Consider the following 16,532-nt stretch of genomic DNA (forward strand, 5'->3'; position numbering starts at 1 on the left):
CCCGCCGCAGGAAATTCCCAGATGGCAAAAGCCCGCACCGCCTACGTCTGCAATGAATGCGGCGCCGAGTACAGCAAATGGCAGGGCCAGTGCACCGAGTGCAATGCCTGGAATTCGCTGTCGGAAATCGTCCTGGAAAGCGGGGCGGCGGCAAAGGCGCCGGCATCGCGGCGGGCCGGCTGGGCGGGCAAGGTCGATCCGCCGAAGATCACCGCCCTGAAGGACGTGGAGCAGACCGAGCATCGCCGGGTCAGCACCGGCATCGGCGAGTTCGACCGCGTGCTCGGCGGCGGCCTGGTGGAGGGGGCGGTGGTGCTGGTCGGCGGCGATCCCGGCATCGGCAAGTCGACCCTGCTGCTGCAGGCGGTCGCCAGGATGGCGGCCGAGCTGCCGGTGCTCTACGTCACCGGCGAGGAGTCTTTGGCCCAGGTGGCCGGTCGCGCGCATCGGCTGGAACTGCCCCTGGATGGCGTCAACGCGCTCGCTGAAACCGGCGTCGAGTCGATCCTCCAGCACGCGGCCAAGGCCGGCCCGCGCCTGATCGTGGCCGACTCGGTGCAGACGCTGTGGACGGAAAGCCTGACCGCCGCACCGGGGTCGGTCAGCCAGGTGCGCGAGAGTGCCGCACGGCTGGTGCGTTTCGCCAAGGAAACCGGCACCGCCGTGTTCCTGGTCGGCCACGTCACAAAGGAAGGTGGCATCGCCGGCCCGCGTGTGCTGGAACACATGGTCGATGCGGTGCTGTACTTCGAAGGCGAAAGCGGCAGCCGCTTCCGGCTGCTGCGTGCGTTCAAGAACCGTTTCGGCGCGGTCAACGAGCTGGGCGTGTTCGCCATGGGCGACAAGGGCCTGAAGGAGGTCTCCAATCCGTCGGCCATCTTCCTGTCCGGTGGCAGTACGCATCAGCCCGGCAGCTGCGTGATGGTGACCCGTGAAGGAACCCGTCCGCTGCTGGTGGAGGTACAGGCGCTGGTCGACGCGTCGCCGCTGTCGAACCCGCGCCGTGTCGCCGTAGGCCTGGAGCAGAACCGTCTGGCCATGCTGCTGGCGGTGCTGCACCGGCACGGCGGTGTGCTGGTGGGCGACCAGGATGTGTTCGTCAATGTCGTCGGCGGCATCCGCGTGCAGGAGACGGCCGCCGACCTCCCGGTGCTGCTGGCGGTGCTGTCGTCGCTGCAGGACCGGCCGTTGGCCGAGAAGACCATCGCCTTCGGCGAAGTGGGCCTGTCCGGCGAGATCCGCCCGGTGCCCAATGGTGAGGACCGGCTGCGCGAGGCGGCCACCCATGGTTTCAGGCGTGCGATCGTGCCGAAGGCCAATGCGCCCAAGGGGGGCTCGGTCAAGGGCATGGAGGTGATCGCCGTGGAGCGCCTGTCCGAGGCGATCGACGCAGCGTGATTCCATCGGAGGCGCGCCGGCGGCCGCGATCCTGTTGAGCCTGGCCACGCGCGTCTGCTTCACCGGCGAAGGACCGCCGGGCATGGGCCAGACCCTGCAGACGTCAGATGCGGCTACGGTCAGCCTCGCTGTGCTAGTTTTTCCCGCTCGACGAAGGCGCCCTGTGGCGCCTTTCCGCGCCCAGGAGTAAACGATTACATGCAGGACCCCGCGCTTACCGCCCCCGCCGCCGAAATCCGCCGTGCGGGCGTCGACCTCAATGGACTGATGACGGTGCTGGGCAAGCACCTGTACTCCACGCCGATGGTGGCCCTGCGCGAGCTGGTGCAGAACGCGCATGACTCGATCATCCGCCGTCGCATCGAGCAGCCGGGCAGGGACGTGCCTTCCCGGATCTCCGTCCAGGTCGACGCCACCGCCGGCGTGCTGCGCATCAGCGATACCGGGGCGGGCCTGACCCGCCAGGAGATCCACGATTACCTGGCGACCGTCGGTGTCGGCTACACCCGTGGCCTGCGCCAGGGCGGCGCCGACGAGGATGGCCTGATCGGCATGTTCGGTCTCGGCTTCCTGTCCGCCTTCGTGCTGGCGCGTCGGGTCAGCGTTCGCACCACCTCCTACCAGACGCCGGAACTCGGCCATCTGTACGTGTCCAGCAATGCCGAGCAGTACACGGTCAGCGAAGTGCCCGCGCGCGAGATCGGAACCGAAGTGGAGCTGGAACTGCACCCCGACTTCCTGCCGCTGGCCAACGAAGCACGCCTGCACGAGGTGCTGGGGCGGTACTGCGCGCTGCTGTCCGAACCAATCTTCATCGGTGCCGCCACCTCGGCGATCAATCCGGAGCCGCCGCCGTGGCGGGCGCAGGGCGAGGTCGCGCTGCACCCGGTGCAGGCGCGCCGGCAGTCCCTGCAGTTCGCCGCGCGTTTCGAGCATGACTTCGAGCCCATCGTCACCCTGCCGCTGCGCGCCGATGGCGTCAGCGACGCCACGGGCCTGTTGTGGGTGCAGGATGGCGCCACCTATGGCACCAGTGACAACCGCAATCTGTCAGTGTTCGTGCGCGGCATGCTGCTGGACGACGATGCACGTGACCTGCTCCCGCCCTGGGCCGGCTTCATCGGTGGCGTGATCGAGTCCTCGCGGCTGACGCCCACCGCCAGTCGTGAGGATCTGCAGCGCGATGATCATTACCGCGCCGTGCAGCATGCCCTGCTGGAGGCGTTGATCGATGGCCTGGCCGAGGTCGCACGGCAGCAGCCTGAAGCCTGGCGCCGGGTGCTGGCCCGCCACAACGAAGCGCTGCTGGGCGCGGCGCTGTGTGATGACCGCCTGTTCGAACTGCTGGTGGAGCACGTGCGCGTGCCGACCTCGCAGGGCGATCTGCCGGCCAGCGCACTGCCGGCACGCGGCGCCGTGCATGTGATCCTCGACAACGGTGGCGGTTTCGAAGAGATGCTGTTCCGCGCGATGGGGGTGCCGGTCGCGCACGGCCATCGTTATGCGGTGGTTCCGTTCCTGCGTCGCTGGGCCCAGGCCAAGGGCCTGCGCTTGGTGGAACTGGGCACCGAGCAGGGCAACCGCGCGCTGTTCCGTACCGATGACAGCCTCGATGAGGCGCAGCTGGCCTGGCTGCGTGAGCAGTTGGGCGATGGTGAGCAGCTGCTGCCGGCGCGCTTCAGTCCGGAGGCACTGCCGGTGGTGGTGGTGCCCGACCGCGAGGCCGAACTGAAGCAGCGGCTGGAGGACGACGAGAACGACAAGCGTGTGTCGATGGCCGCGCTGCGGCTGGCCCGCCAGTTCACTGCACGCATCGAATCGCGTGCACCGTCGCGGCTGTATCTCAACCTCGACAACACCGCGGTGCAGGCGCTGCTGCGCGCACAGCGCGAAGGCCACCCGCAGGCCGAAGCGGCTGCACGCCTGCTGCGCTCCCTGAAGATCATCGTCGCCGCGCAGGGCAGGCCCCTGGCGCGGACGACGGCAACCGCAGGCCCCGACCTCAATGGAGCCTTCACCGACATCGCGGGCGCGCTGCAGCAGATGCTGCGCTGACGCCCGCTCTCATCCAGCCTTCGCTAGACAGGAGCACGTAATCCCCTCATGGACATCTGGAACTGGGTAGAAAAACTGCAGGGCGACCTGCGCCAGGCCGGGCAGGCGCAGAACGCGCACCTGCTGAACCGCCTTGCAGACGACGTCAGCGAGCTGCAGGTCGACCGCGTCGATGCGCTGTTGCCCGAGGCGCGTGCGCTGGGCAAGGCGCTGGACAATCCCTGGGTCGATGTCTACGTCGGCCACTGGGCGCTGCGCAACCGCGTGGGCAACCGCGTCGAAGGTGAAAGTGCACTGGGCGAGGCGGTCGCGCTGTTCGAGCGTGCGCATCGCGATGACACCTTGGAGTGCCCGCAGTCGATCTGCGTGACCCAGGATCTGGCTGCCTGCTACGGCAACATCGACGGCCCCGGCTGGGTGCCCGAACGGGTCGAGGTCTGCGACGAGACCCTGGCACGCATCGATCCGAGCTGGGCCTGCTTCCAGTGCCTGAGCTGCGAGAAGGCGGACGCGCTGCTGGACGACGGTCGGGGCCAGGAGGCGCTGGATTACCTGCAGGCACAGGCCGACGCGATCAAGGCCTGCGGCAAGGAGGTGTTCGACAGCTTCCCGGAGATGCAGATCAAGATCCTTCTGGGCCTGGGCCGCGCTGAGGAAGCGCTGGCACTGATCGAAAAGCGGGAGGCCGAGGTGGTCGCTTCGGGCGAGTATGAGCCGGCCAACTGCACCGTGCCGCGCCGCCTGTCCAAGGCCTGGGCGCTGGCACAGCTGGGCCGCGACGAAGAAGCGCTGCAGCAGATGGTGCCGTGGAGCGAGCTGACGCCGAACTACTGGCGACTGTGGGCGAACACCGCCGCCGCGTTGTGCCGGCGCGATCCGGCGCGCAACACCTGGGACCTGGGTACGCGCTTCAACACCATCATCGAGCATTTCGCCCGCGTCGGTTCGCACCGGCTGTTGATCGAGGTGGCTGCACTCAGCCTGGAGCTGGCGCTGCAGCGGGGCGCGCGCTGGGTGGCGCAGCGGCAGCTGGGCCTGGCCCGTGCCCACCTTCCGCAGCTGCGCCAGGACCGCGGCGCGTCCGCGCTGGTGGCCGCCCTGGCTGCACGCGTGGAAAGCCTGCCGGAGGTCGCGCCGTTGCCGGTGCCGGCCACGGAGCTGCTGGCGTGGCTGGAAGCGCGCGGGGAGCAGAACCACGCGCGCGATCCCGAGCAGGAGGCGCAATGGTTGCTGCAGGCCCACGCACAGTGTCCCGATGATGAGCCGTTGGCCGACACGGCGGCTTCGGCGCTCAATGCCTGCGGCGCGCAGGCCGAAGCACGCGCACTGCTGTGGGACTTCGTGGCGGCGCATCCGCAGCACGATGGTGCTGCGGCCTACACGCTGATGCGGTGGCTGGCCGAACAGGGCGATGACGCCGGCCTGCGCCGGTTGGCGGATGTCTTCCGCGACAGCGTGCCGGTGTTCGCCCACTGGTGCGAGGTGCAGCGCGCGCGCCGGGTGTCCGACTGGCCGGCGTTGGAGCTGGCCGCAAAGGCACTGCTGGAGCTGTCGCCGGGATCGCATGGCGCGCGTGGCACGCTGGCCCGCATGTACATGGAGACCGGACGCTTCAGCGATGCCCAGGCCTGCTACGCGCAGCTGATCGAACTGCTGGAGGAGCCCAATGCCGCGCATTGGGACCACATGAGTGCCGCCAGCGCCGCGCATGACTGGGACGCCGTGCGGCGGTCGGCGGCGGCGATCGGCATGGAACTGTCCAGCACCGAGGGTGTGGTCGAAGAGCCGTGGGGCTGGGTGATCATCCGCAGCGAGGAAGAGGGCGAGCCGATGGAGTACTACGCCCGGCGCAGTGGCCCGGTGACCGCCCGCATCGTCGAGAACGCGCCGGCCAACCGCGCCCAGCAGGTGGGTGACTGGGTGGTGTTCGACGCGGCGCTGGTGCATCCGGCACCGGAAGACGAGGAGGCACGCGAGCACTTCATCCCGACCTACGCACAGGTGCATGTGCTGGAGCGTGGCGGCTTCGCCCGCAGCTGGCTGATCGACGGCGCCCATCCGGGTGAGGACGCCTGGAATGCCCTGGTCGAGGCGGTTGAGGCGCAGGGCTGGAAAATCTGGGCCCACAGCCGTCCCGACTACACCGTGACCGACCCGGAGGCCGAGGATGGCACGCTGCCGGGGCTGCTGTTCACCATCGCCCAGCCTCAGGATCACGCACCGCTCGCGCTGCACCGGTTCCTGCAGCAGGCCACCGCCGGCTGGGCACATCCGCTGTGCTGGCTGCGCCTGGCCGAAGCCTGCGACCAGGATCGCCAGCCGCATCTGGACGTGATCGAGCGGTACGGCCTGTAGGCACGCCTCGCTCGCCGGGCATGGCCCGGCGCTACTGCTCTGCGCCGCCGGGCGATGCCCGGCGGACCTGTCATCCGATCAACGGGAGTGTCCGAACACCAGCTCGATCGCGAACTGGCTGCCGAAGAAGGCCAGCAGCAGCAACAGCATGGCCGTCAATGTCCAGTGCACCGCCTTCACCCCGCGCCAGCCGTAGCGGCGGCGGCCGATCAGCAGCACGCCGAAAACGATCCACGACAGCACGCTCAGTACGGTCTTGTGCACCAGCTTCTGTGCAAGCAGGTCATCGACGAACAGGACGCCGGTGACCAGGGTCAGCGTGAGCAGGGCGAAGCCCACCGCGATGACCCGGAACAGCAGCGCTTCCAGATCGGCCAGCGGGGGCAGGGCGTGCAGCCAGGGCCGGAATTCGCGGCGGCGCAGCGCGCGTTCCTGCAGCCACAGCATGATCGCCAGCAATGCCGCGATGCTCAGCGTGGCGTAGGCCAGCAGGGCCAGCCAGGCATGGCTGGCCAACCGCCAGCCCAGCACCTTGCTCGGCTCGTGGCCATAGCCGTGATAGGCCAGCAGCAACAGTGCCGCGAGCGGAAACACCACCACGCCCAGCGCGGACATGCGGCCGCGTGCACCCACCAGCGACGTCAGCCAGGCCATGCCCAGGCCGACCAGCGACAGCGCCGCGAAGAAATGCATGTCCGGCCCGCCGTTCGTGCGCATCGCCACCATCACGTGATAGCCGCCATGCAGCACGATGGCTGGCAGCGCCGGCCACAGCCAGGCGGGCGAACCTACGGCACCATCGCGGCCGAGCGCGCGCACCAGCAGGACGCTGGCGGCCAGGTAGAGCAGGACGGCGATGAGAACGATTGTCATCGTGGCAGTTTCGCATACCCCCGGGGTGCTGGCGACGGCCGCCGTGTCGCAGCCCGGGAGCAGGGGCGGACCGGCTATACTGTGTGCCTTATTGTCCCCCGTTTTCAGACAGGTCGCACCGCATGTTCGAGTCCCTGACCCAGCGCCTTTCCGGCACCATCGAGCGCCTGCGCGGCCGTGGCCGCCTGACCGAGGAGAACATCCGCGAGGCCACCCGCGAGGTCCGCATCGCGCTGCTCGAGGCCGATGTCGCGCTGCCGGTGGTACAGGCGCTGATCGAGCGCATCAAGGTGCGCGCCGTTGGCCAGGAAGTGTTGAAGTCGCTGACCCCCGGCCAGGCGCTGATCAAGGTCGTCCGCGACGAGCTGACCGCGGTGATGGGCGCTGAAGCCAGCGACCTGAACCTCAACGTGCCGGCGCCGGCCATCATCCTGATGGCGGGCCTGCAGGGCGCCGGCAAGACCACGACCGTGGGCAAGCTGGCCAAGCACCTGAAGGAAAAGCGCAAGAAGAAGGTGATGGTGGTCTCGGCCGACGTCTACCGTCCTGCGGCGATCGAGCAGCTGAAGACCCTGGCCGAACAGGTCGGCGTGCTGTTCTTCCCGTCCAGCGCCGACCAGAAGCCGGAAGCCATCGTCCGCGCCGCCATCGACGATGCGCGCAAGTCGTTCGTCGACGTGCTGCTGGTCGATACCGCCGGCCGCCTGGCCATCGACGAAGCGATGATGGCCGAGATCAAGGCCCTGCACGCAGCGGTCAACCCGGCAGAAACCCTGTTCGTGGTCGATGCCATGACCGGCCAGGACGCGGCCAACACCGCCAAGGCCTTCGGTGATGCGCTGCCGCTGACCGGCGTGGTGCTGACCAAGACCGACGGTGACGCCCGTGGCGGTGCCGCCCTGAGTGTGCGCTACATCACCGGCAAGCCGATCAAGTTCGTCGGCGTCAGCGAAAAGCCGGACGGCCTGGATGTGTTCCATCCGGATCGCATCGCCAGCCGCATCCTGGACATGGGCGATGTGCTGTCGCTGGTCGAGCAGGTCGAGCAGCAGGTCGACAAGGACAAGGCGGCCAAGCTGGCCGAGAAGGTCGCCAAGGGCAAGAAGTTCGACCTGAACGACATGCGCGACCAGCTGGAGCAGATGCAGAACATGGGCGGCATCGGCGGGCTGATGGACAAGCTGCCGGGCCTGGGCAACATCCCGGACCACCTCAAGCAGCAGGTCAGCCAGGGCAAGGAAGTGCCCCGCATGATCGCCATCATCAGTTCGATGACCAAGAAGGAACGGCGCAACCCGAACCTGCTCAACGGCTCGCGCCGCGCGCGCATCGCCAAGGGCTCGGGCGTGACTCCGGCCGACGTCAACAAGCTCATGAAGCAGTACATGCAGATGGAAAAGATGATGAGCAAAATGGCCGGCGGCGGCATGAAGGGCATGATGCGCAGCATGAAGGGCATGATGGGCGCCATGGGTGGCCGCGGCATGCCGTTCCGTTGATTTTCACCGGCGGGCGCGTGCGTGTCGGGATCTGCACTTGCGCGGCCGCTGCCGAATTGCTTGACTACCTGCGTGTCTGACAAGGGAATGTTCATGAACAGAACCATCATGGTGATCGCGCTGGCCTTTGGGCTGGTCGCATGCAAGGACGACACGTCCGTCTCGCAGAAGGCTGGCAGCGCCATCAGCGGTACGGCGGCGGATTTCGTCGCGGGACTCGGTGAAGGCGTGGACAAGCGCATGAACGTGACGCTGCAGGCCGATCCAGGCCTGGCTGCGCGCGGCCTGACCATCACGTTGGGCAAGAGCCGTGGCATGGGCTCCAAGGAGGCCGCGGTGTATGTGGTGGCTGACAAGGCCTTCAATGGCAAGCTGGTTGCGCGGGCACTGGACGCTGAGGGCTCCGAGATCGGTCGTGCCTCGGCTGATGTCGAATTCGCCGCCGACGACGCACGCTATGTGACTTTCCAGTTCAACGAGGAAATGGACAGCCAACTGGTCCGCAGCTACGCGGTGGCGGCGCGCTGACCTCCACGGTCGGATCTACGGATCAGACCGTGACGACTGGCGTATGCTGGGCGGCGACCTCTCCCGCAGGTATGTCGCGTGAACGCATCGCCGATTCTTGAACGCGCCGACGCCTTCTGTCGGCGTTTTTCATTGCAGCTTCCGATCCTCCTCGCCCCCATGGCCGGTGCCTGTCCGGTGCCGTTGTCGGCGGCGCTGGCCAATGCCGGCAGCATGGGCGCAATGGGCGCGGTGCTCTCCTCGGCCGCCGATATCGGGCGGTGGATGGATGAGTTCCGGGCCATCTCCACCGGCCCGGCGCAGGTGAACCTGTGGTTGCCGGACCCGGCGCCGACGCGCGACGTGGTCGCCGAATCCGCCAGCCGTGCCTTCCTCGCGCAGTGGGGACCGGAGGTGCCGGCCAGTGCGGCCGATGCCACGCCAGCCGATTTCGAGGACCAGTTCGCTGCGTTGCTGGCCGCGCGCCCGGCGGTGGCCTCGACCATCATGGGCGTGCTTTCCCCCGCGCATGTGCAGCGGTTGAAGGACGCCGGCATTGCCTGGATCGCCTGTGCCACCACGCTGGCCGAAGCGCGGGCTGCACAGGACGCCGGGGCCGATGCGGTGGTGGCACAGGGGGCTGAAGCCGGTGGCCATCGCGGGGCCTTCGATCCGGCGCTGGCCGAACGCCAGTTGGTCGGCCTGTTCGCACTGCTGCCGCGGCTTACGGACCATCTTCAAATTCCGGTGATCGCGGCCGGTGGCATCGCCGACGGGCGTGGCATCGCCGCGGCATTGACGCTGGGTGCCAGCGCGGTGCAGATCGGCACCGCGTTCCTGCGCACACCGGAGGCAGCACTGGCGCCGGCCTGGGCCGACGCGCTGGCGATCACGGAACCGGAGGATACCTGGCCGACGCGCGCGTTCAGTGGCCGACTGGGCCGCGGCCTGGCAACGCCCTATGTACGCGCCGCTGCGGCGGCCGGTGCGCCGGCTCCGCGCCCGTACCCGGTACAGCGTGGACTGACCGGGCCGATGCGCGCGCAGGCCACACGCGAGAACCGGCTGGCGGCGATGCAGGCCTGGGCCGGGCAAGCGGCGTGGATGGCGCCGGCCCAGCCGGCCGCCGACGTGCTGCGCGGCATGTGGGAACAGGCGCAGGCGCTGCTGCGATGATGCTGACCTGCAACGGCCAGCCGGCGCAGGTGGAGGATCTGCTGCCGGCGCTGGTGAATTACGGTCACTTCACCTCGCTGCAGGTGCGTGGCGGAGCAGTGCAGGGATTGGACCTGCATCTGGCTCGACTGTTGCAGGCCACACGTGAACTGTTCGGCAGCGAGCTGGACACGGCGCAGGTGCGCGGCTGGATGGCGCAGGCGCTGCAGAGGGCCGGTCTTGCCGACGCCTCGCTGCGGGTGACGGTGTTCTCGCGTCACTTCGACTTCCGCGATCCACTGGCCCGCGTGGCGGTCGATGTGCTGGTGGCGGTATCCGCGCCGGTATCGCTGTCCGCGCCGCGGCGCGTGCGCAGCGTCACCTGGCAGCGGGAGCTGCCGCAGATCAAGCACGTCGGCACGTTCGGCCTGTTCGCGCAGCGGCGCGCGGCGATGGCCGACGGGTTTGACGACGCGCTTTTCGTGGACACGCAGGGGCACGTCAGCGAGGGCACGACCTGGAACGTGGCCGTGCATGATGGGCACCAGCTGATCTGGCCACGCGCCGCCGCGCTGCGGGGTACCGCAGAGGCCCTGCTGCGTGAGCATTGGAACGGACCGCAGGTGTGCCGGCCCCTGCCGGCAGGCGCCCTGCATGGAGTGCAGGCTGCGTTTGCCTGCAACGCCAGCGGACTCTGGGCGCTGCAGAGCATTGATGGGCGGGCCCTGACCGGCTCGCTGGCGTTGGCTGAACAGGGCCGGGCGGTACTGGCCGGCGTGCCGTGGCAACCGCTTTCCTGAACGGATGCATGGCCTGCCGGCCGCCGGGCATGGCCCGGCGCTACCGTGACGCATGGGGTTGGCTCGGTCACGCTCTGCCGCTATAATCGCCCGCTTACCTCGCCATCCTGGCGACTGGGCAATAGGAAAACACACCATGGTCAAGATTCGACTGACCCGCGGCGGCGCCAAGAAGCGTCCGTTCTACCACATCATCGTCACCGACGTGCGCAGCGCGCGCGACGGCCGCAACATCGAGCGCGTTGGCTTCTACAACCCGGTCGCCCAGGGCGCCGAGAAGCGCATCGAGCTGGATCTGGCCCGCGTTGACCATTGGGTCAAGAACGGCGCCCAGCCGACCGACAAGGTCCGCAACCTGATCAAGGAAGCGACCAAGTCCCAGGCCGCTGCGGCCTGATCCTGACGGGCCACGCTCCGGCGTGGCCCTCCTGGTTGAAGCAGATGAAAGATATCGAGCGCCGCATCCTGCTGGGCAGGATTGTCGGCGCTTTTGGTGTGCGCGGCGAGATCAAGCTCGAGTCCTGGACCGAGCCACGTTCCGCCATTTTCCGTTACCAGCCATGGATCGTGCGCAGTCCGTCCGGCGTGGAAACCACGATTGAAGGTGTGCGTGGTCGCGACAGCGGCAAGCACCTGGTCGCGCGTTTCCCCGGCGTCGAGGACCGTGACGCGGTCGAAGCCATGCGTGGCACCGAGATCTACGTGCCGCGCAGCGCGCTGCCGCCGCCGAATCTGGATGAATATTACTGGGTCGACCTGGAAGGCCTGGACGTGAAGACGACCGAGGGCGTTGCCCTGGGCCAGGTCTCGCACCTGTTCAGCACCGGCGCCAACGACGTGGTGGTGGTCCGTGGCGACCGCGAGCGGATGATCCCGTTCGTGCTGCCGGACTTCGTCGTTTCGGTGGATTTCGAGGCGAACCTGGTCGTGGTCGACTGGGATCCCGAGTTCTGAGCATGCGTTTCGACGTCATCACCCTGTTCCCCGAGTTCCTCGCCCAGTCTGCTGGACTGGGCGTGGTCGGGCGCGCGCAGGAGAAAGGGTTGTTCAGCCTTCACGGCTGGAATCCCCGTGATTACGCCGAAGGCAACTACCGCCGGGTGGACGACCGTCCCTTCGGCGGTGGCCCGGGCATGGTGATGCTGATCGAACCGCTGCAGGCCTGCCTGCAGGCGATCCGCAATGCCGATCCGACCCCGGCCAGGGTGATCTACCTCAGCCCGCAGGGGGCGCCGTTGACCCAGGCCAAGGTCCGTGAACTGGCGGCGCTGCCGCGCATGGTCCTGCTCTGTGGGCGCTACGAGGGCATCGACGAGCGCTTCCTGGAAGCCAATGTCGACGAGGAGATTTCCCTCGGCGACTACGTGCTGTCCGGCGGCGAGCTGGGCGCAGCGGTCATCATCGACGCCGTGGCCCGCCTGCAGGAGGGGGCCCTGAACGACGCTGAATCGGCGGCACAGGACAGCTTCGAGGGCGACCTCGGCCTGCTCGACTGCCCGCATTACAGCCAGCCGGCCCAGCACCCGCTGGGTGACGTGCCGGAGGTGCTGCGCTCGGGCAACCACGCGGCCATCGCCGCCTGGCGCCGCCAGCAGTCCCTGGTCCGTACCGCCCAGCGGCGCCCGGACCTGCTGGATGAACAAGCGCTGGGCAAGACCGACCGCAAACTGCTGGAGCAGGGCCGTCAGGCCCGGAAACAAATGGCCAGCCCCTAGCGCAGGGCTGGCGTTATCGGCTATCATGGCCAATTCCCGCCGGCCCCGGCTGGCGTGCGCAGTACCCAAAACAAACGTGCAGCACAGTCCGGTGACTGCATGAGCCTACGTTGTCGAATCGACACGCCCACCCGAACAAGAATCGGTGTAACCCATGAGCAAGCTGAACAAGTCCATCGTCGCGGAATTCGAATCCGCCCAGATCACCCGCGAACTGCCGAAGTTCAGCCAGGGCGACACCGTTGTCGTCAACGTGAAGGTGAAGGAAGGCAACCGTGAGCGCGTGCAGGCCTACGAAGGCGTTGTGATCGGCACCAAGAATGCCGGCCTGAACTCCTCGTTCACCGTCCGCAAGATCTCGCACGGCTACGGCGTCGAGCGCGTCTTCCAGACCCACAGCGCCATCATCGACTCGGTCGAAGTGAAGCGCCGCGGCAAGGTCCGCGCCGGCAAGCTGTACTACCTGCGTGGCCTGGAAGGCAAGGCTGCCCGCATCAAGGAAGACCTGGCTGCCGCTGCGCAGGCCAAGGCTGCCCGTCTGGCCGAAAAGGCCTGATAGACAACTCCGGTTGTTGCCGCGACGGCCGCCTTCGGGCGGCCGTTTGCGTTTGTGCTCCTGCATCCGCTAGGTTCGTGCGATGAACAAGAACGACCTGCGCTATCCCGACCGCATCCGCGCGGCGCTTCGTCTGCTGGACGACAAGGGGCTGCCTCGCGCGCAGTCCGCACCGTTGCTGCATCGGACGCTGTGGCGGATGGGCGTCGCTGTGCCGCCGCCGATCCTGGCCGGTTTCCGCATCAACGCGCTGGTGCAGGGGCTGCTGTTCGGCCTGTTCTGGTGCGCCCTGATGTGGCTGCTGCTGTGGCAGGGCGGTGAGCGTCCACTCGGCCTGCTGCTGGGTGCCGGATTGCTGGCGGGCGGCCTGTTCGGTGTGGTGATGGCGCTCCTGATGCGCTCGCTTCAACGCCAACGACAGCTGCCCGAATGGCGCCAGTTCCTGGCCTCGCTGGCGGACTGAAGCGATGGCGCAGTGCGCCGTGACCGCAGGCTGCCGATGGCGCTAGTCTGCGGCTTCATTCCCATGCATGCGCCGTGCGATGCCTTCCAAGCGAGCCGCACCTTCCACTGCACCCAGGCTCCTGTCCGGGGGAAATCCGCAGATCGCCAAGGGCGAGGGTGATGCGCCGGTGCAGGCGTACATCGCCGCCATGCCGGACTGGAAGCAGCCCATCGGCGCACGCCTCGACGCACTGATAGGCCAAGCCGTGCCCGGCGTGCACAAGGCGGTGAAGTGGAACTCGCCGATGTACGCGGTGGCCGCCGATGCCGGCTGGTTCCTCAGCTTCCATTGCTTCGCCCGTTACATCAAGGTTGCGTTCTTCCGCGGCGCGGCCCTGCAACCGATGCCACCGGAGCCGTCCAGAAGCGCCGATACCCGCTACCTGCACATCACGCAGGAGGGCATGCTGGATGAAGCGCAGTTCCTCGAGTGGGTCCGCCAGGCCGCTGCATTGCCCGGCGAACGCATGTAAGCCCGCCATTCCGGACGTTCCGCCGACGAGAGCACACGATGACCACGCATGCACCGAACCCCGACGACGCCGGAACACCCGCGGCCGCACTGATCGATGCGCGCATCGCGGAACTGGGTGACTGGCGCGGTGAAACGCTGGCACGCGTTCGGGCGCTGATCCATGAAGCGCTGCCGGAGGTGCAGGAAACCTGGAAATGGCGGGGCATACCGGTATGGGAACATCACGGCATCCTGTGCACCGGTGAGACCTACAAGCAGGCAGTGAAGCTGACCTTCGCCCAGGGCGCGGCCTTGCCGGACCCGAAGCGCCTGTTCAACGCCAGCCTGGAAGGCAACACGCGGCGCGCGATCGACATCCATGAAGGCACCATGCCCGATGCCACGGCGTTCAAGACCCTGATGCGCGCGGCGGCCAAGCACAACGCCGCGAAGAACAAGCGGTAGCGCCGGGCCATGCCCGGCGCTACCGGGTCACGGCATCCGGGTCCGCCACCGGTGACGGCGGGCAGGCGGGAATCTCCGACGGTGTGGCAATCGCCTCGGCCTTCGCGGGTGTGCTGATCATCTTCGCCTTGCGCCATCCCCCCCAGCGGTAGTACGCCAGCGACAGCAGCATCGACACCAGAGAACTGACCGGGAAACTCCACCAGATCGCATCTGCACCCCAATAGGGCTGCAGCAGTTCGGCGAACGGAACGCGCACGCCCCACAGTGACGCGGCCAGGATCAGAAGCGGTGGAATCACCGCACCCGTCGAGCGCACCACGCCGGAAATCACGAAGCTCACGCCGAAGAACAGGAACGAGCCGATCACGACATGGTTGAGGTGGCGCGCGATCTGCAGCGACTCGCTGCCCTGCGGCAGGAACAGGGCCAGCGAGTACTGGTCCAGCAGCACCAGCGGCAGGATCAACGCACCGGTCAGCAGGAAATTGAACAGCACGCCCTTGCGTGCGGTGCCGCGAACGCGATCCCACTGCTGGGCACCCACGTTCTGTGCGGCCATCGTGGAACAGGCCGCGCCGATCGCCATCGCCGGCATCTGCACGTAGTTCCACAATTGCAACGAGGCGCCATAGGCCGCTGCGGTTTCGGTGCCGTACTGGTTGACCATGGTCATCAGCAGGATCACCGACAGCGAGATCAGCACCATCTGCAGGCCCATCGGCACGCCTTTGACCACCAGTGCCTTGAGGATGGTCAGGTCCAGCTTGAACAGGCGCATGTCGGCGCGACCCAGCCACAGCGTGTGGCGCTTGTGCCGCATGTACAGCAGCAGGCCGCCCAGCGAGAGGGTCTGCGACACCAGCGTGGCCCAGGCCGAGCCGGCGATGCCCAGCTCCGGGAACGGCTCCATGCCGAAGATCAGTACCGGATTCAATGCGATGTCCAGCACGACCGACAGCAGCAGGAAGCGGAACGGCGTACGCGAGTCACCGGCACCGCGCAGCGCGGCGCTGAGGAAGGCAAAGGCATACAACGTCGGCATTGCCAGGAAGATGATGCGCAGATAGGCCTCGGCCAGTGGCAGCGAGGCCGCCGGCGTGCCCATCGCCGCCAGCAGCGGATGGGCCATGAACCAGCCGGCGATGGCGATGATCGCCGACAGGCCGATGAAAAACGTGGCACTGGTGCCGACCACGCGCCGTGCCTGGGCGATATCCCGTGCACCGATGGCCTGGCCGATCAGGATGGTGGAGGCCATGCCGAAGCCGAACACCGAACCGATCAGGAAGAACATGATGTTGTTGGCGTTCGCGGTGGCGGTCAGTGCCGCTTCGCCGAGGAAGCGCCCGACCCATACCGCGTTCACCGAACCGTTCAGCGACTGCGCGATGTTGCCCGCCAGGATCGGCAGCGAGAACAGCAGGAGATTGCGGCCGATCGGGCCGGCGGTCAGGTCAAGCGGCGCTTTGGCCATGGGGTGGTGATCGAATCCCGGGAGGCGCACACTAGCACCAAGCCGGTTCGCGGGATGTGGCAATGCATCAACGACAGCAGGTGAGGTCGATGACGTTGGCCTTGATTGGCGGCCTGTTGGCCGCATGTTCGTCGGGAGACCGGCTGGGCGATACCCAGGTGCGGCCGACCGACCGCCCCGAATGTCTGGTCGGCAGCCAGCGCCAGGATCTCGCTGCCGGAGCACCGACCCTGATCGGGGGCAGCGGCTGCCGCACCGACCCCGACAATCCGCGCCCCCTGAACAAGCGAACGGAGTAGTACCTGCCGATGCCTGAGCTTTCCCCGCTGTCGCCCAGTGTCCGTCTGGACATCTGGTTGTGGGCGGCCCGTTTCTTCAAGACCCGCAGCCTGGCCAAGCAGGCCATCGAAACCGGCAAGGTCAGCGTGGCCGGTCAGCGGCCGAAGTCCTCGCGCGCGGTGCGCGTGGGTGAGCACCTGCAGGTCGATCGCGGCGAGGAGCATTTCGAGATCCAGGTGATGGGCCTGAGCGACCAGCGCGGGCCTGCCCCGGTCGCGCACCAGCTGTATGCCGAGAGCGAGGCCTCGAAGGCACGGCGCGCCGAGCAGCGCGCACTGCGCATCGCCGCGCGCGACGGCTTCCAGCCACCGGAGCACAAGCCGAACAAGCGCGCGCGGCGTCTGATCCGCGCGCTGGGCGACATCGACGCGCTGTAACGC

General features: G+C 67.8%; 18 protein-coding genes. 16 read left to right on the top strand and 2 right to left on the bottom strand.

Going from position 1 to position 16,532, the window contains the following annotated elements; translation table 11 throughout:
- Positions 1-21 precede the first annotated feature (21 nt).
- The 3 genes from radA to ABE543_RS07520 all read left to right on the top strand — a co-directional run bounded on the left by radA (position 22) and on the right by ABE543_RS07520 (position 5,808).
- Complete coding sequence (gene radA, locus ABE543_RS07510) at positions 22-1,398, top strand: DNA repair protein RadA (RefSeq protein WP_197600845.1); 1,377 nt, start codon at positions 22-24, stop codon at positions 1,396-1,398.
- Between the two features lie 198 nt (positions 1,399-1,596).
- Positions 1,597-3,453 (top strand): ATP-binding protein, encoded by a 1,857-nt coding sequence (locus tag ABE543_RS07515; protein ID WP_164150734.1) that lies wholly within the window; start codon positions 1,597-1,599, stop codon positions 3,451-3,453.
- Positions 3,454-3,501: 48 nt separating this feature from the next.
- Positions 3,502-5,808 (top strand): tetratricopeptide repeat protein, encoded by a 2,307-nt coding sequence (locus ABE543_RS07520; protein WP_346475528.1) that lies wholly within the window; start codon positions 3,502-3,504, stop codon positions 5,806-5,808.
- Positions 5,809-5,886: 78 nt separating this feature from the next.
- On the opposite strand, the gene ccsA is transcribed toward ABE543_RS07520, so the two are convergent.
- Entirely contained in the window at positions 5,887-6,681 is a 795-nt protein-coding gene (gene ccsA, locus ABE543_RS07525) for a cytochrome c biogenesis protein CcsA (protein ID WP_346475529.1), read from the bottom strand.
- Between the two features lie 122 nt (positions 6,682-6,803).
- Between ccsA and ffh the strand changes: the two genes are divergently transcribed.
- From ffh to ABE543_RS07580, 11 genes are all read left to right on the top strand, one after another.
- Entirely contained in the window at positions 6,804-8,180 is a 1,377-nt protein-coding gene (gene ffh, locus ABE543_RS07530) for a signal recognition particle protein (protein ID WP_053518973.1), read from the top strand.
- A gap of 93 nt (positions 8,181-8,273) precedes the next feature.
- Complete coding sequence (locus ABE543_RS07535; protein ID WP_197572021.1) at positions 8,274-8,708, top strand: hypothetical protein; 435 nt, start codon at positions 8,274-8,276, stop codon at positions 8,706-8,708.
- 78 nt (positions 8,709-8,786) lie between these two features.
- Positions 8,787-9,863, top strand: coding sequence for a nitronate monooxygenase (locus tag ABE543_RS07540; protein WP_346475530.1), 1,077 nt, complete (start codon positions 8,787-8,789; stop codon positions 9,861-9,863).
- The gene (locus tag ABE543_RS07545) at positions 9,860-10,642 is read left to right on the top strand and encodes an aminotransferase class IV family protein (protein WP_346475531.1); all 783 of its coding nucleotides are present in this window, start codon (positions 9,860-9,862) and stop codon (positions 10,640-10,642) included. Before ABE543_RS07540 ends, ABE543_RS07545 begins: the two co-directional genes overlap by 4 nt.
- A gap of 136 nt (positions 10,643-10,778) precedes the next feature.
- Complete coding sequence (rpsP, locus tag ABE543_RS07550) at positions 10,779-11,039, top strand: 30S ribosomal protein S16 (RefSeq protein WP_005415733.1); 261 nt, start codon at positions 10,779-10,781, stop codon at positions 11,037-11,039.
- A 44-nt stretch (positions 11,040-11,083) separates the two neighbouring features.
- Complete coding sequence (gene rimM, locus ABE543_RS07555; protein WP_346475532.1) at positions 11,084-11,596, top strand: ribosome maturation factor RimM; 513 nt, start codon at positions 11,084-11,086, stop codon at positions 11,594-11,596.
- A 2-nt stretch (positions 11,597-11,598) separates the two neighbouring features.
- Complete coding sequence (gene trmD, locus ABE543_RS07560; RefSeq protein ID WP_346475533.1) at positions 11,599-12,357, top strand: tRNA (guanosine(37)-N1)-methyltransferase TrmD; 759 nt, start codon at positions 11,599-11,601, stop codon at positions 12,355-12,357.
- A gap of 154 nt (positions 12,358-12,511) precedes the next feature.
- A complete protein-coding gene (gene rplS / locus ABE543_RS07565) occupies positions 12,512-12,913 on the top strand; it encodes a 50S ribosomal protein L19 (protein WP_053518963.1) in 402 nt (133 codons plus the stop codon).
- 82 nt (positions 12,914-12,995) lie between these two features.
- Positions 12,996-13,376 carry a DUF6404 family protein gene (locus tag ABE543_RS07570; RefSeq protein ID WP_053518961.1) on the top strand — a complete coding sequence of 127 codons (381 nt, stop codon included), beginning with the start codon at positions 12,996-12,998 and terminating at the stop codon, positions 13,374-13,376.
- Between the two features lie 79 nt (positions 13,377-13,455).
- Positions 13,456-13,890, top strand: a complete 435-nt coding sequence (locus tag ABE543_RS07575; protein WP_053518995.1) for a DUF1801 domain-containing protein — start codon at positions 13,456-13,458, stop codon at positions 13,888-13,890.
- 38 nt (positions 13,891-13,928) lie between these two features.
- Complete coding sequence (locus ABE543_RS07580) at positions 13,929-14,336, top strand: DUF1801 domain-containing protein (protein ID WP_111186813.1); 408 nt, start codon at positions 13,929-13,931, stop codon at positions 14,334-14,336.
- Positions 14,337-14,355: 19 nt separating this feature from the next.
- On the opposite strand, the gene ABE543_RS07585 is transcribed toward ABE543_RS07580, so the two are convergent.
- A complete protein-coding gene (locus ABE543_RS07585) occupies positions 14,356-15,813 on the bottom strand; it encodes an MATE family efflux transporter (protein ID WP_346475534.1) in 1,458 nt (485 codons plus the stop codon).
- A gap of 62 nt (positions 15,814-15,875) precedes the next feature.
- On the opposite strand from ABE543_RS07585, the gene ABE543_RS07590 reads away from it, so the two are divergent.
- Positions 15,876-16,112, top strand: coding sequence for a hypothetical protein (locus ABE543_RS07590; protein ID WP_053518955.1), 237 nt, complete (start codon positions 15,876-15,878; stop codon positions 16,110-16,112).
- Positions 16,113-16,121: 9 nt separating this feature from the next.
- On the top strand, positions 16,122-16,529 hold the full coding sequence (locus tag ABE543_RS07595) for an RNA-binding S4 domain-containing protein (RefSeq protein ID WP_346475535.1): 408 nt from the start codon (positions 16,122-16,124) through the stop codon (positions 16,527-16,529).
- The last annotated feature ends 3 nt before the right edge of the window (positions 16,530-16,532 follow it).

The organism is Stenotrophomonas sp. TWI169 (assembly GCF_039674705.1).
GTDB classification, from domain to species: Bacteria; Pseudomonadota; Gammaproteobacteria; order Xanthomonadales; family Xanthomonadaceae; genus Stenotrophomonas; species Stenotrophomonas maltophilia_P.